Origin of the sequence: Arthrobacter sp. MW3 TE3886, assembly GCF_041262145.1 — a bacterium.
Taxonomy (GTDB): Bacteria; Actinomycetota; Actinomycetes; order Actinomycetales; family Micrococcaceae; genus Arthrobacter.
This window is the reverse complement of the sequence record NZ_JBGCAN010000001.1, coordinates 382,062-395,493: the sequence shown is the minus strand read 5'-3', so window position 1 is coordinate 395,493 and position 13,432 is coordinate 382,062. Positions and strand designations below refer to the sequence as shown.

Genomic DNA, 13,432 nt, shown 5'->3' with positions numbered 1-13,432 from the left:
CTTCCGCTGTCCCCAGGAATGGGCATGTCCCCCGCGGATCCGGGCCTCCCGGCCCCCGGTATGGCCGGAGTCCCGCCTCCTTGGCTGAAATCCACGAACTCTCCGCCGTCGAGCTCCGCGATGCGCTCCGTTCCGGGGAGCTGTCCGCGAGGGCGGCCACCGATCACTTCCTGGACCGCATTGAAGCCCAGAATCCGCACCTCGGGGCCTTCCTCACCGTCACCGCGGAACAGGCACAGAAAGACGCCACGGCTGCTGACCGGCGCTACGTCCTCCGGAGCCGACGCTGCGGCGCTTTGCCCCCACTGCATGGAATGCCGGTCGCCTTCAAGGACCTGACGGATGTGGCAGGGGTCGTCACCACGCATGGAAGCGCGGCCCTGGAACGCAAGCCGGCCCTGGCCGACGGCGCACTGCCCGCCGCGCTCAAGGCCGCCGGGGTCCTCTCGCTGGGCAAGACGCAGGTCCCGGAGTTCGGCCTGACCGCCTACAGCGAGAACCTGATCGCCCCGCCGTCGCGCAATCCGCATGCACTCAGCCGCAGTTCGGGCGGCTCCTCGGGCGGCAGCGCTGCCGCCGTGGCCGCGGGGCTGTTGCCGTTCGCCCCCGGGTCCGACGGCGGGGGCTCCGTGCGGATCCCGGCCGCGGCGTGCGGGCTGGTCGGCCTGAAGCCCGGACGTGGGCTCGTGCCGGCCGGGGAAAGCTCGGGCGATCCCGCACAGCTCGTAGTTGCCGGCCCGCTCGCCCGCTCCGCCGCCGACGCCGCACTGCTGCTCGATGCCCTGGTGCCCGGCCCGGACCCCCATGGTGCGGCCGGTGGCAGACGGGCGGACGGCCCGGCCGGTGCCGGACGGGCGGACGCCAGCTACCTCGAACTGACCGCCAGAGAGCCCGGCCGGCTACGGATCGGCGTAAGCCTGGACAGCCCGTGGCAAGCGAAGTTTCCCTTCATCCCGGACCGTGAGGCGCTCGACGCGCTGACGGACGGTGCCTCGCGGCTGGAGGCGGCGGGGCACGAGACCTCGGAAGCCGCAATTCGCTATGACAACCGCTACCCGGAGGCTTTCACCGCAGCCTGGACGGCAGGCATTGGCAGCGCGCGCATCTCGCCGCAGCGCGAGGCGCTCCTGACGCCGCTCACCAGGACTTTCCGCCGGCGGGCACAGCAGCGCAGCGCAGCCAAACTCAACGAATCCCTCGGATTCCTCCGGCAGTTCCAGCAGGACACGATTGCCCAGTACAACCACTGGGACCTCATAGTGACGCCGGCCCTGGCGCAGACACCCCGCCCGGTGGGCTGGTTCACGGGCGCGACCCACGGCGGAGGCTACTGGCCGGCCGCGGAGTGGGCGGGCGACGCCGACGGCGACTACCGCAAACAGTGCGAATACGCGCCGTGGTCATCCATGGTCAACGTCTGCGGGCTGCCGGCCATCAGCATCCCGGTGCACTGGACCGGCGGCGCCCCGGGTTCCGGCCTGCCGATGGGCATCCAGCTGATCGGGCCGATGGGCTCCGAGGGCCTGCTGCTGCAGGTGGCCGCCCAGTTGGGCTTCTAGCCAAGGACCCGGTAATCACCCTGGGACATGCCCGTCCTCCACGCCTGGCAGTGGACATGTCCGGAACTCACGTCGGCCACGGGACATGCCCATCCTCCATGCCTGGGGACGTGCCCATTCCTCACGCCGCGCGATGGACATGTCCAGTGCTCATCACGGTCATGCCCACCCGTGGCGGAGACGAGTGGACATAATGCCATCCTGTCCACGCGAGGGCGCCAAGAATGGGCATGTCCCAACAAAAACCCAGCCACCGTCCACGCGAGGGCGCCAAGAATGGGCATGTCCCCAACAAAAACCCAGCCAACGTCCACGCGAGGGCACCAAAAATGGGCATGCCCCCCCGGTGGGGCACAGAAAACCAGCCACCCCGCCCTCGACGGACCGCAGCCCTACCCGCGGAAGTAGCCGGCGACGTCGGCGATGATCTGCACCGAGCCGCTCGAGGTATTCGTGATCTTGACGTTGCCGTCGGGCCCCACCGGGACCACTGCGAGGTTGGCAACCGCCTGACCACGCTGGTAGGAGAGGTTCGAGGCGTTCGGCGTGGACGAGCCCGAGGCGAATGCAGTGAGGTACCCGATGGATTTTGACTCGGTGACGGTCAGGTTGACTACGACGGCGGCCACGGTGGTGGGAATCCCCTTGACACCGCGCACGTGGATAGTGACTGAGCCGCCCGCCGCGACGGGGCCGGAGGTGACCCGCGTGTCCAGGAACCGCGTGGGGTTCAAGGCTCGCAGGGCGCCAACCTGGGTAGGTTTGCCGGGCAGGAAGTACCCGGTGACGTCTGCGATGATCTGCGCCGATCCGGACGACGTGTTCGCCACCGTCACTTTCCCGTCGGTCCCGACGGGAACCACAACAACGTTGGACACCGTCTGGCCCGCGGAGTAGTTCAAATTGGACGTGCTCGGCATCGGGGGACCCCGTGGCGTATGCGGTCAGGTAGCCCAGCGACTTTGTCCCGGATGCCGTGATTTTCAGGACCACCGCCGACGCGTTGGCCGGGATACCCGTCGTGCCGCCGGCTGCGAAGGACACCGCCCGCCCGCCGGCAACGGCTCCGGAGGAGGAGCCCGTGTCGAGCAGCCGGGTGGGCCGGACGGCGCTGAAGACCCCCGGGGCGCTCGGCGTGCCGGCGTGGAAGTACGCGGACACGTCGGCGATCAAATGCACCGACCCGGATGAGGTGTTCGTGAGCGTCATCCGTCCGTCCGTCCCAAGTGGCACTGTGGCGAGGTGGGAAACGGTCCGCCCCGCAACATAGTTCAGGTTCGAGATGCCCGGTTTGGCTGTTCCGGCGGCATAGGCGGTGATGGCGCCGGACGACGTCGCCGAGGTCACCGTCAGATTCACCACCACCGCGGACACGCTTTTCGGAACGCCCCGCACACCGGCGACGCGGAAGGTCACCGACTTGCCCGCGGCCACCCGGCCCGGCCAAATCCTGGTGTCCAGGAATCGTGTTGGGTCCATGGCGATGGCCCGGCCCGCACAGTTGGGCACGCTGAGGGCCGGGGTGGCGACGGGCGACGCCTGGGTGTTCGCGACCGCCTGCCGATATCCGGCAAGAAATGTCCGCCCGAGGTATTCGATCCCCGCCCGCGAGAAGTGGGTGGTGTCCCCCACGTTCAGGGCGCAGGCCATCGAGGGCGCGAAACCTGTATATGCCACGCGGTCCGGGGTTTGGTAATGGCTCTTGTCCACATTGGCCCGGCCCGGTATGCCGGCAATGCTTTCCGGCGTCATGCGCCCGACGACAAAGGGCAGCGTCGGCGCGGACAGCCGGCTGCGGAAGAAGGCAATGAGTTGGTCCAGCTTCGCGCTGTAGGAGGCCGTGCTCGTGGCGGAGTTACTCTCGCCCTGATGCCACAGGATCCCTTTGAGGTCGACCGCGTAGCCAGCCGCCTTCGCTGCCGCGATGCCGCTCATCGTCTGCTTGACCGCCAGCGCCGGCAGGTCGTAGTCCGGGGCGGATGCGGCGCCAACGGACCACGTCAGGGTTCCCGCCGTGCTTGTGAACGAGGTGTCGCCGTGGGCCGCGGGGATGATGAGGACTCCGACGTCGGCGGGCTGGGTTTTCAAATACTCCCGGACCATCGTTGTCGCGGGCGAAATACCGCTGGGGGTGTCGTGCATGTCCAGCGGTACCGTGGCAGGCCGGAAAGTGCGGTTGTTCGCTCCGTACTGGAAGATGCGCGGGTCCACGGCGTCTGCCGTGCCGCCGATGGGAAGGCCCCGCCCGGACATGTTGGATTGCCCAACCGCGAGAAAGACGTGGAGAGTGGAGATGACCGTTGCGGCCTGCGCAGGCACCATAGCCGCTGCCACCAGCCCGGAAACCACCAAACCGATCAGGAAACGGTGCCACCGGATAAGCCGCGGGATGGAGGCCGACCTGAGTGAAGGCAATGTCCCCGCGGCCGGCGCTGCCGAATTTGGGGGACAACAAAGCTTGCCCCAGCGAACCATTGTCTTACTCTTGTCGAGCTACCTTGGGTTTTTCTTGCACCGGCATCCGACGCCGGCGGCGGCAGGCGCTGGCGTACGGGCGGCAGCGCCTGGGTCCGGCAGTCCGGCAGTCCGGCAGTCTGGCAGTCTGGCAGTCTGGCAGTCTGGCACCGTACGGTCGGCAAACCGCCGTCGGCCGCCAAATGGACGCTGGCAGCGGCAGACGGCTATCGTTCACTCAAACCCGACCAGGCCGCGAAAGAGGATCGATGAAGATCACCGGTGCAGTACTTGAGGAAATCGGCCGCCCGCGCCCCTTCGCGGAATCAAAGCCGATCAGCATCTCCGAGCTGGAACTGGCGGCTCCCGGGCCCACCGAGATCCTCGTCCGGATGGAGGCCGCCGGGATCTGCCACTCGGACCTGAGCGTTGTCGACGGCAACCGGGTCCGGCCGGTACCCATGCTGCTGGGCCACGAGGCCGCGGGCCGCATCGTGACGGTCGGTCCCGCCGTCACGGACCTGCAGCCCGGCCAGCGCGTGGTCATGTCTTTCCTGCCCCGCTGCGAGAACTGCGCGAACTGCGCCGAGGACGGCCGGCTGCCCTGCACGGCAGGTTCCAAGAGCAACAATGACGGGACCCTGCTGCACGGCTCCAGGCTCCTGAGCCGCGACGGCAAGCCCGTCCACCACCACCTGGGCGTCTCCGGCTTCGCCACCCACGCCGTCGTGGACCGCGCTTCCGCCGTGCCGGTGGACGACGACATCCCCGCGGACATTGCGGCAGTGCTGGGCTGCGCCGTGCTGACCGGCGGCGGCGCGGTGCTCAACGCGGCCCGGCCCCGCCCGGAGGACAGCATCATGATCGTCGGGCTCGGAGGGGTGGGCATGGCGGCGCTCATCACCGCCATCTCGCAAGGAATCTCGCGGATTGTCGCTGTGGACACGCTGGAGCAGAAACTCGATCACGCCCGCCGCCTCGGCGCCCACGAAACGTACACCCCGCAGCAGGTCCTCGACGCCGGGGTCAAAGCCAGGTTCGTGATCGAGTGCGCGGGAAATCCGCGCGCGTTCGAAACCGCGTTCGCCGCCACCTCCCCCGGCGGCACCACCGTCACGGCCGGGCTGCCCTCCCCCGATGCGCGCGCCCAGCTGGCGCCGCTGACCGTCACCGCCGAAGCCCGGACGATCGTGGGCAGCTACCTTGGTTCCGCAGTCCCGTCGCGGGACATCCCGAAATACGCCCAGCTGTGGCGGGACGGGAAACTGCCCGTCGAGGAGCTGATCTCGGACCGCATCGCCCTGGCCGACATCAACCAGGCGATGGACCAGCTGGCAGACGGCCACGCCATCCGGCAGGTCATCATGTACGACGCCGCCGAGGACACCGGGGAGGCGGCCGCCGGGCACACCGGCGAGGCAGCCGCCACGACCTCCTGACAGCCTGTTGACAGGCCCGCCGAACCCACCCGCCGAACCTGCTGCGCAGCGGCTTTCGGCGGGCCGGGCAGGGCGCCGGAATCCGGGAAAATCGGGCGAAACGCCGTCCGGGATACTTGCCCCGGGCCTGCCGCGAATGTGACAATCGCGCTTCACAATGTCAGCATTAAGTAAATGAGCACAACTCATTTAGACACTCGACCCGCTACAACGCCGGCCGATACCTCGTTTTTTGGCCACCCAAAGATGCTGGCCAGCCTCTTCTCCGTAGAAATGTGGGAGCGCTTCTCCTTCTACGGCATGCAGGGAATCCTGCTCTACTACATGTACTTCTCCGCCGAAAAGGGCGGCCTCGGAATTGACCAGGGCCTGGCGGCCGGTCTCGTCGGCGCCTACGGCGGCGGCGTGTACCTCTCCACCATCCTGGGTGCGTGGCTCGCGGACCGGCTGTTCGGTTCCGAGCGCGTGCTGTTCGGCTCGGCCATCATGATCATGGGTGGCCACATCGCCCTGGCCCTGGTGCCGGGCACGTCCGGCCTCATTGCCGGCCTGGTGCTGGTTGGCGTCGGTTCCGGCGGGCTGAAGGCCAACGCGACCGCACTCGTCGGCACCCTGTACGGGGAGAAGGACGAACGCCGCGACGCCGGGTTCTCCATCTTCTACATGGGCATCAACGCCGGCGCACTGATCGGCCCCCTCGTCACCGGCTGGCTGCAGGAAAGCCAGGGCTTCCACTGGGGCTTCGGCGCTGCCGCCGTCGGCATGGCCGTCGGCCTGGTTGTGTACGCCCGGGGCCGCAGCAAGCTCCCCGCCCAGAGCCACCGGGTGGCGCACCCCCTCCCGGATGGGCAGCGCAAGAAGTACGGCCTGATCTTCGCCGGGATCACCGCGGTCATCGCAGTGCTGCTCCTGACCGGCACCGTCAACGCCGAGAACCTGGCCACCTCCATGGCCTACGCCGCAATCGGCGCTTCCGTTCTCTACTTCACCCTGATCTTCAGCAGCAAGAAGGTCACCGCCACCGAACGCGGACGCGTCGCAGCGTTCATCCCGCTGTACATCGCCTCCGCCGCGTTCTGGGCCCTGTTCCAGCAGCAGTTCACCTTCATCGCCGTGTACTCGGAAGAGAAGCTCGACCGGAACCTGTTCGGTTGGGAAATGCCGGCCGCCTGGGTCCAGTCCATCAACCCGGTGTTCATCATCATCTTCGCCGGCATCATGGCTGCCCTCTGGACCCGGCTCGGCCGCAAGCAGCCGGGTTCGGCACTGAAATTCTCCATCGGCCTGTTCGTGATGGGCCTGGCCTTCCTGGCGTTCATTCCGCTCTCCGGCGACGGGAAGACCCCCCTGCTGGCACTGGCCGGAATCCTGCTGCTGTTCACCCTGGCGGAACTGTTCCTGTCCCCCATCGGGCTCTCCGTCACCACCAAGCTGGCGCCGAAGGCCTTCCACACCCAGATGGTGGCGCTGTTCTTCCTGTCCGTGTCCCTGGGCACCACACTGGCCGGCATCCTGTCAGGCCTGTACAACCCGGAGGACGAACTGCCGTACTTCATCGGCGTGGGCGGCACCGCCATCCTGCTGGCTGTGGGCCTGGCAGTGGCCTCACCGGCGATCAAGAAGCTCATGGGCGGCGTACGCTGACCCGATGAGCCCCGCACGCCGCGTTCCGGTTGCTTCGCGCGTCTACACCCCCGCCCCCGGCGAGGCGTCCGACGTCGAACTCATGCCGGCAGGCGATGTCACCGACGGCGTGGTGCGGGTTGGCGGAACCATCCGCCGCCCGCACCAGCCGCAATCCCTCGCCGTCGCCGAGTACCTCGACTGGCTGGACGACGCCGGTTTTGAGGGATCCCCCCGCTTCCTCGGCCGCGACCCGCAGGGCCGGGATGTCCTGACCTTCGTACCGGGAAACTGCGCCGGGTCGCCGCCGGAAGCCTGGGTGCAGTCCGAGGACCTGCTGGCCTCCGTGGGCCGCCTTGTCCGGCGTCTGCACACCGCGTCCGCCGGCTTCGTGCCGCAGGCCCACGCGTTCCCGCCCCGGCCGGTCCGGCCGAACCCCACCGACGCCGCCGGGCTCATCTGCCATCTGGACGTGACACCCCAGAACGTGGTGGTCCGGGCCGGCCTGGCCGCCGGCCTGGTGGATTTCGACCTTGCCGGACCCGCCACGGCACTGCACGATTCGCTCAACACCGCCATGCACTGGGTGCCGCTCCGCGACCCGTCAGATGCGTGGCCGGGCTGGGAAGACCAGGACCCGTTCCACCGGCTGCGCGTCTTCGCCGACGCCTACGGCTGGAGCGAGGATGAACGACGCCGGCTGCCCGGCGCCGGGATCGACGCCGCGGCCCTCAGCTACGAACGGATGCGGCACAACGCCGCGGCCCTGGGCGGCGGCTGGGCGCGGATGTGGCAGAACGGCGTGGGCGGCCAAATCAACCGCCGGCGCGTCTGGCTTGAGGCCAACGCGAAACCGCTGGTGGCTGCGCTAACGCGCTGAGCCTGCACGGCTCCGGCGCCGCAGGGCAGACTAGGCGCCGTACCCGCTGTTGCGCGCGGTGCCGATGACCAGCCCGAAAATGACCAGGACCAGGATGGTCACGGCGATGCCCACGTAACCCATCACCAGGCCGGCGATCGCCATGCCCCGGCCGGCCGGTTCGCGCCGCAGGGCCATGTGCCCCAGGATCACGGCGGCCAGCTGCGGGAGCAGGAAGAATCCGAAGCCCACCAGCGCGGCGATGCCGCAGCACATGCTGGCGATGCTCAGACTCTTGGGCGCCGGCGGCGCGCCGTAGTACGCGGGCTGGCCGTAGGCGTTGGGGCTGCCCGGCTGGGCGTACGGCGACGGTTGGCCATACGGCGCGGCCGGCTGGCCGTAAATCGGAGGGTACGGGCTTGAGTACTGGCCGCGGTCAGGGGCCGCCTGGCCGGCGTAGGGCTGCTGGCCGATGTGAGGCTGCTGGCCCGTGTCCGGCTGCTGGCCGGTGAAGGGCTGCTGGCCGACGTGTGGCTGCTGACCCGTGTCCGGCTGCTGGCCGGTATAAGGTTGCTGGCCTGTATAGGGCTGTTGCGGGGATTCGGGTTGCGCGAACTGCTGCGTGGCCGACGGTCCCTGGTCCTGGCCGGCGGATGGCGCCTCCCCCGGCGGAACGTCGGGTTGGTGGTCCGGGAGGCGCAGGGTCGGCTGGTAGCCCTCCGGGGTCTCGTCTTTGCCTTGTTTTGGCTGTTCAGTCATGGCTTGTCCCCTCAAGAAGTCTGTGGATCCAGCGTACCGCCGCACGGTTGGCTTGGGACCGGGCCTATCGGCGGGTTTTCTTTCGTCACAGGAACGGGATTGGCGCGAAACCGTGTTGCACCCCGTCCGCGTCTGGCATGCTGGTGCCATGGCTAGCCGCGCGGGCACAGTTGCCCAACCCCAAGACCTTGTTGACCTCACTGCGCTTCTGGATGCGTACTACGACGTTTCGCCGGACCTCTCGGACCCGGGCCAGCGGGTGGCCTTCGGCACCTCCGGGCACCGGGGATCGAGCCTGAAGGCGTCCTTCAACGAACCCCACATCCTCGCCATCACGCAGGCGATCGTGGAATACCGGGCGGGCCAGGGCATCACCGGCCCCCTCTACATGGCCAAGGACACCCATGGCCTGAGCGAGCCCGCACAAAACTCTGCCCTGGAGGTGCTGGCCGCCAACGGCGTGCATGTCCTCATCGACGCCCGCCACGGCTACACACCCACCCCCGCCCTGAGCCACGCCATCCTGACGCACAACCGGAATGCCGCCCCGGGCGCGCCGCAGGCCGACGGCATCGTGGTGACCCCGAGCCACAACCCTCCGGGCGACGGCGGGTTCAAGTACAACCCCCCGCACGGCGGCCCCGCGGACACCGACGCCACCGGGTGGATCGCCAACCGCGCCAACGAGCTGCTGGAAAACGGCCTGCGAGGCGTCAAGCGGATCCCCGTGGCCGAGGCCCTCGCCGCCGGGACCACCGGCAAGTTCGACTTCCTGAGCAGCTACGTGGACGACCTCCCGTCGGTACTGGATCTCAATGCGATCCGCGAGGCGGGCGTCCGGATCGGCGCCGACCCGATGGGCGGAGCGTCGGTGGACTACTGGGGCGAGATCGGTGAGCGCCACCACCTGAACCTCACCGTGGTCAACCCCACCGTCGACCCCCAGTGGGCCTTCATGACGCTGGACTGGGACGAGAAGATCCGGATGGACTGCTCCTCGCCGTCGGCGATGGCGTCCCTGATCAACCGCATGGCTGCTGGTGCGGACGGGTCCGCAGCGTTCGACGTCGCCACCGGCAACGACGCCGACGCCGACCGCCACGGGATCGTCACACCTTTTGTTGATGGACAGGGCGGGCTGATGAACCCGAACCATTACCTCGCGGTCGCCATCGATTACCTGTACCGGCACCGGACCGGCTGGAACCCGCAGTCCGTGATCGGCAAGACCCTGGTTTCCTCCTCTATCATCGACCGCGTGGCCGAGAGCCTGGGCCGCAAACTTGTCGAGGTGCCCGTGGGCTTCAAGTGGTTCGTCCCCGGGCTGCTGTCCGGAGAGGGCGCCTTCGGCGGCGAGGAATCCGCCGGCGCCTCCTTTAACAAGATGGACGGGAGCGTCTGGACCACCGACAAGGACGGCATCCTGCTGGCCCTGCTGGCCTCGGAGATCACGGCGGTAACGGGCAAGTCACCGTCGCAGCTGTACAAGGGCCTCACCGACCAGTTCGGCGACCCCGTCTACGCCCGGATCGACGCGGCCGCCACCCGGGAACAGAAAGCGGCGCTGGGCAAGCTCTCGCCGTCGGACGTCACCGCGACCGAACTGGCCGGCGAAACGATCACGGCCAAACTGACCGAAGCCCCGGGCAACGGCGCCGCGATTGGCGGTCTCAAGGTAGTCACCGAAAACGCCTGGTTCGCGGCCCGGCCCTCCGGCACGGAGGACGTCTACAAGATCTACGCCGAGTCCTTCAAGGGTGCCGAGCACCTCAAGCAGGTCCAGGCCGAGGCGAAGGCGCTGGTGGACGGGGTTATTTCGTAGTTCAGCCGCCGGTGGCCAACTCGGCGCGGTCCCTGCCAAGCGTCTTTGCCTGGTAGAGGGCCGCGTCGGCCGAGATCACTGCGGCGTCGAGGCCGCCCGGTCCGGAGCCGGTGGACGCGATGCCGTAGCTCACGGTGGGCAGCCGGGGAATGACTGCGGACCCGGATTGATGGAGCCGGACGCTGATGTCGGCAGAGATTTCCCGCGCCCGGTCCGGCGTGACGCCAGGGAGCAGGAGGATGAATTCCTCGCCGCCGTAGCGGCCCACGAGGTCGGTGGAGCGGACAGTGCCTGCGCAGGCCCTGGCAAACGCCTGCAGTGCGGAGTCCCCGGCCGAGTGGCCGAACTCGTCGTTGATGGCCTTGAAGTGGTCGAGGTCCGCGAGGATGAGCGATGCCGTTGTTCCGGTCCGGCGCAAACGGCGCAGTTCGTTTTCGGCGAGATCCAGGAAGGCAGATCGGTTGAGCAGGCCCGTCAGGCCGTCCACGGTGGCCCGTGCCCGGAGATCCTGCGTCTGCTGTTCGTAGCTCAGCTCCGCCATCGTAAAAGACGCAACGACGAGCGTGACCATCGAGAAAACGGTCATGGGCACCGTGCCGAAGACCGACGCAAAGACCTGCCCCTCTGACCCGTCTGTCAGAAAGGCGACGAGGCGGCCCGCGTAGAAGACGGCCAGGATGCCGGCGCCCACAGCGAGGGGACGGTGCACCCGCGAGTAGTCGCGCTCGAGCAGGAACAGCTCCCGGGATCCCATGCCGATCAACACGGCCATGAACCCCAGGTACACCGGGCCTCCCGCCCAGACGTTGGTGGCCGGGTGGTCAAGGATCGAAGCGACGGCGGTGGCACCGGGGGCCGCGGCGAGTTGCCAGGGCCGGAGTGAGGGGGCCCGGAGCGATCGCCCGCCAGCCCAGATGCTGGCGGCGGCGGCGACCAGCAGGACGTTGCCGGCCGGGTTGGCCCAGACCTGGTGCACTGTCCCGCCCAGCAGGTACGCGGCGTTGCCGACCAGGAACAGCAGCAGGGCCATGCACCACCAGCCGCTGTAAGGGGACCGGGTGCGCCGGAACGTAATGAAGTAGAAAAGCATGAGCAGCGTGAGGTCGACAAGCGCCAAGGCAACCCGCAGTGTGGCGGTGTCAAGCATCATTTAGTGGTCCCCCCGGTCCGCCGTGATCTGCCCGAAATACTCACTTCGTCTTCGAACAACCGTCGAATTACCGTCGAGTGACTATCGAAGTTGACCCAAGTATGGCACCGGTCCGCAATAATTCACCGCGGCGGTCCCGGATATGACGTCCAGGCCCTTCCAGGAGGCCGTACTGGCGCTACGACTGGCTGCCGGTCCACAACTTCAGGATCCGGCGCGTGGCGTGCCCGCCGTCGGGTGCCATGTCCACGAGCGCTATCCGGTCAAGCGCGAAGGTGTCCCCCCGCTGGAGCCGTTTGTCGCCGTGGTGCGAGACGTGCGGGCGGTACCCTTCCAGGGTGTAGGCGGGCGTGGAGATCCTGCCGGGAAGCTGCTCCACGATCCGGACCAGCTCGTTGTGGAGGACCTGCAACTCTTCGCTGGGTTCAATCAGGTTGACCGGGATTGACCCTGCGCGCCCGAACCCGGCTTCGCCGCCCACGCTGATCCGGCAGCCCATGGCAGCGGCCACCGGGTCCGCCATGAGGGCGGCGATGTGCTCGGCGAGCGGATCGCCCGCGGCCGGCGGGGCGCCCGGTCCGGGTTCCGCACGGGTTTCCTGGCCGGATTCGACGACGCCGGACTTCACAATGTCGTCGGACTTAACCACGTCGGACTTAACCACGTCGAACTTGACCAGGGTGAGGTGCAGCGGCCAGTCATCCCGGGGAAACTCGAGTCCCTCGGCTACAGGTTCCACGAAGGCCACCGCGATCAGGTTCCGCATGGAAAAAGTGTGCCACGCCGCGGCGCTTCCGGGGCCGGGCGGGCGCTGAAAAGGCACAGTGCCGGCGGCGACGGCGCGGACTAAAATGGGAAGTGGCCTTGGATGTGGGCCTTGCGCTGAACCGCAGAATCGCATCCCGCGTGCCTCCGGCCTGTCCCCCATGGTGCCGGAGGCACCTCCGCGGAACGACAGCGCCGGTTAGCAGCGCGGGGGTCGTTAGACCGTACGGACGACGTCCTCGTAGGCGAATTTCGGCTTGGCTTCGCCCCATGCGTCGGCTCCGGGCTGGCCGATGTTGACCACCAGGAAGCTCTTCTGGCTCCCGTCGGGGAAGAACGCGGCGTCGATCTTGGCGAAGTCGGCACCCGTCATGGGACCGGCCGCGAGGCCCAGGGTGCGGACCGCGAGGATGAAGTAGCCGGCCTGCAGGTGGGCATTGTTGTTGCCCGTGGCCGCGGCGAGATCCGGCGCGGCGTCATACATGGCCTTGGGGGCGTTGTAGCCGGGAAGGAACGCATCCCACTGGTCCTGCCAGGCGGTGTCGTAGCTCAGGACCGCGACGAGCGGCGCTGATGCCGTCTTGGCGCGGTTCCCTGCGGCCAGTGCATCCACGAGCGTGGCGCGGGCTTCGTCGGAGCGCACGTACGTAACGCGCAGCGGCTGGGAGTTGAAGGCCGTGGGGCCGAACTTCGTCAGTTCGTAGATCGCGCGGGCCTGCTCGTCGGTGACGTCGCCGGTGAAGGCGTTCGCCGTGCGGGCTTCGGCAAAGATGGCGTCGACGGCGGCGGCCTCGATTACTGCTTCATCGTGGGCGAGTGTCATTAGCGTCCCTTTCGCTGTGCCGGCGCGCTCTTGGGTGGCCGGCGTCTCCTGCTGTCAATAGTTGCAACTTCAACGGACGGCGCCTGCTTCCCGTTGCAGCCTGTGACGTCGGGCACATCCGCCGGCACGCACCGCGCCGGCCGGACGGGACGGCGGACGGGACGGCGGACGGGACGGCC

12 protein-coding genes and 1 pseudogene are annotated in these 13,432 nt (G+C 68.3%); 7 read left to right on the top strand and 6 right to left on the bottom strand.

From position 1 onward, the window contains the following. Positions 1-80 precede the first annotated feature (80 nt). Positions 81-1,559 (top strand): amidase, encoded by a 1,479-nt coding sequence (locus tag ABH915_RS01900; RefSeq protein ID WP_370117194.1) that lies wholly within the window; start codon positions 81-83, stop codon positions 1,557-1,559. A 392-nt stretch (positions 1,560-1,951) separates the two neighbouring features. Here ABH915_RS01900 and ABH915_RS01895 read toward each other — a convergent pair whose 3' ends face one another. After that, positions 1,952-2,479, bottom strand: a complete 528-nt coding sequence (locus ABH915_RS01895) for a hypothetical protein (protein ID WP_370125057.1) — start codon at positions 2,477-2,479, stop codon at positions 1,952-1,954. A gap of 161 nt (positions 2,480-2,640) precedes the next feature. On the opposite strand from ABH915_RS01895, the gene ABH915_RS01890 reads away from it, so the two are divergent. Together ABH915_RS01890 and ABH915_RS01885 are read left to right on the top strand one after the other, a co-directional pair. Then, complete coding sequence (locus ABH915_RS01890) at positions 2,641-2,829, top strand: hypothetical protein (RefSeq protein ID WP_370125056.1); 189 nt, start codon at positions 2,641-2,643, stop codon at positions 2,827-2,829. Positions 2,830-2,877: 48 nt separating this feature from the next. Then, positions 2,878-3,255 (top strand): hypothetical protein, encoded by a 378-nt coding sequence (locus tag ABH915_RS01885; protein ID WP_370125055.1) that lies wholly within the window; start codon positions 2,878-2,880, stop codon positions 3,253-3,255. Here ABH915_RS01885 and ABH915_RS01880 read toward each other — a convergent pair. Beyond that, positions 3,192-3,812, bottom strand: a pseudogene (locus tag ABH915_RS01880) (sialate O-acetylesterase); the annotation flags it as partial. The gene ABH915_RS01885 and the pseudogene ABH915_RS01880 sit on opposite strands and share 64 nt — an antisense overlap. Positions 3,813-4,282: 470 nt before the next feature. On the opposite strand from ABH915_RS01880, the gene ABH915_RS01875 reads away from it, so the two are divergent. From ABH915_RS01875 to ABH915_RS01865, 3 genes are all read left to right on the top strand, one after another. Then, the gene (locus tag ABH915_RS01875) at positions 4,283-5,452 is read left to right on the top strand and encodes an alcohol dehydrogenase catalytic domain-containing protein (RefSeq protein ID WP_370117191.1); all 1,170 of its coding nucleotides are present in this window, start codon (positions 4,283-4,285) and stop codon (positions 5,450-5,452) included. 174 nt (positions 5,453-5,626) lie between these two features. Beyond that, the gene (locus tag ABH915_RS01870) at positions 5,627-7,096 is read left to right on the top strand and encodes a peptide MFS transporter (RefSeq protein WP_370117188.1); all 1,470 of its coding nucleotides are present in this window, start codon (positions 5,627-5,629) and stop codon (positions 7,094-7,096) included. A 4-nt stretch (positions 7,097-7,100) separates the two neighbouring features. Next, positions 7,101-7,955 (top strand): phosphotransferase, encoded by an 855-nt coding sequence (locus ABH915_RS01865; RefSeq protein WP_370117185.1) that lies wholly within the window; start codon positions 7,101-7,103, stop codon positions 7,953-7,955. Between the two features lie 30 nt (positions 7,956-7,985). On the opposite strand, the gene ABH915_RS01860 is transcribed toward ABH915_RS01865, so the two are convergent. Then, positions 7,986-8,693: a DUF4190 domain-containing protein gene (locus ABH915_RS01860; protein ID WP_370117182.1), complete on the bottom strand. Its 708-nt coding sequence runs from the start codon at positions 8,691-8,693 to the stop codon at positions 7,986-7,988. Positions 8,694-8,841: 148 nt separating this feature from the next. Here ABH915_RS01860 and pgm point away from each other — a divergent pair, with 148 nt between their 5' ends. After that, positions 8,842-10,515: a phosphoglucomutase (alpha-D-glucose-1,6-bisphosphate-dependent) gene (gene pgm / locus ABH915_RS01855; protein ID WP_370117179.1), complete on the top strand. Its 1,674-nt coding sequence runs from the start codon at positions 8,842-8,844 to the stop codon at positions 10,513-10,515. 1 nt (position 10,516) lies between these two features. Here pgm and ABH915_RS01850 read toward each other — a convergent pair whose 3' ends face one another. The 3 genes from ABH915_RS01850 to ABH915_RS01840 form a co-directional block, all read right to left on the bottom strand. After that, positions 10,517-11,665: a GGDEF domain-containing protein gene (locus ABH915_RS01850; RefSeq protein ID WP_370117176.1), complete on the bottom strand. Its 1,149-nt coding sequence runs from the start codon at positions 11,663-11,665 to the stop codon at positions 10,517-10,519. Between the two features lie 178 nt (positions 11,666-11,843). Beyond that, positions 11,844-12,431: a 2'-5' RNA ligase family protein gene (locus ABH915_RS01845; RefSeq protein ID WP_370117173.1), complete on the bottom strand. Its 588-nt coding sequence runs from the start codon at positions 12,429-12,431 to the stop codon at positions 11,844-11,846. Between the two features lie 216 nt (positions 12,432-12,647). Continuing rightward, positions 12,648-13,253 (bottom strand): malonic semialdehyde reductase, encoded by a 606-nt coding sequence (locus tag ABH915_RS01840; protein ID WP_018774961.1) that lies wholly within the window; start codon positions 13,251-13,253, stop codon positions 12,648-12,650. Positions 13,254-13,432: the final 179 nt, after the last annotated feature.

Excerpts from the sequence above, each read along its gene's own strand:
- ABH915_RS01895 (WP_370125057.1), bottom strand. The coding sequence starts at position 2,479 with ATGCCGAGCACGTCCAATTTGAACTACTCCGCGGGCCAGACGGTGTCC.
- ABH915_RS01885 (WP_370125055.1), top strand. The coding sequence starts at position 2,878 with ATGGCGCCGGACGACGTCGCCGAGGTCACCGTCAGATTCACCACCACC.
- ABH915_RS01875 (WP_370117191.1), top strand. The coding sequence starts at position 4,283 with ATGAAGATCACCGGTGCAGTACTTGAGGAAATCGGCCGCCCGCGCCCC.
- ABH915_RS01870 (WP_370117188.1), top strand. The coding sequence starts at position 5,627 with ATGAGCACAACTCATTTAGACACTCGACCCGCTACAACGCCGGCCGAT.
- ABH915_RS01865 (WP_370117185.1), top strand. The coding sequence starts at position 7,101 with ATGAGCCCCGCACGCCGCGTTCCGGTTGCTTCGCGCGTCTACACCCCC.
- ABH915_RS01860 (WP_370117182.1), bottom strand. The coding sequence starts at position 8,693 with ATGACTGAACAGCCAAAACAAGGCAAAGACGAGACCCCGGAGGGCTAC.
- pgm (WP_370117179.1), top strand. The coding sequence starts at position 8,842 with ATGGCTAGCCGCGCGGGCACAGTTGCCCAACCCCAAGACCTTGTTGAC.
- ABH915_RS01850 (WP_370117176.1), bottom strand. The coding sequence starts at position 11,665 with ATGATGCTTGACACCGCCACACTGCGGGTTGCCTTGGCGCTTGTCGAC.
- ABH915_RS01845 (WP_370117173.1), bottom strand. The coding sequence starts at position 12,431 with ATGCGGAACCTGATCGCGGTGGCCTTCGTGGAACCTGTAGCCGAGGGA.
- ABH915_RS01840 (WP_018774961.1), bottom strand. The coding sequence starts at position 13,253 with ATGACACTCGCCCACGATGAAGCAGTAATCGAGGCCGCCGCCGTCGAC.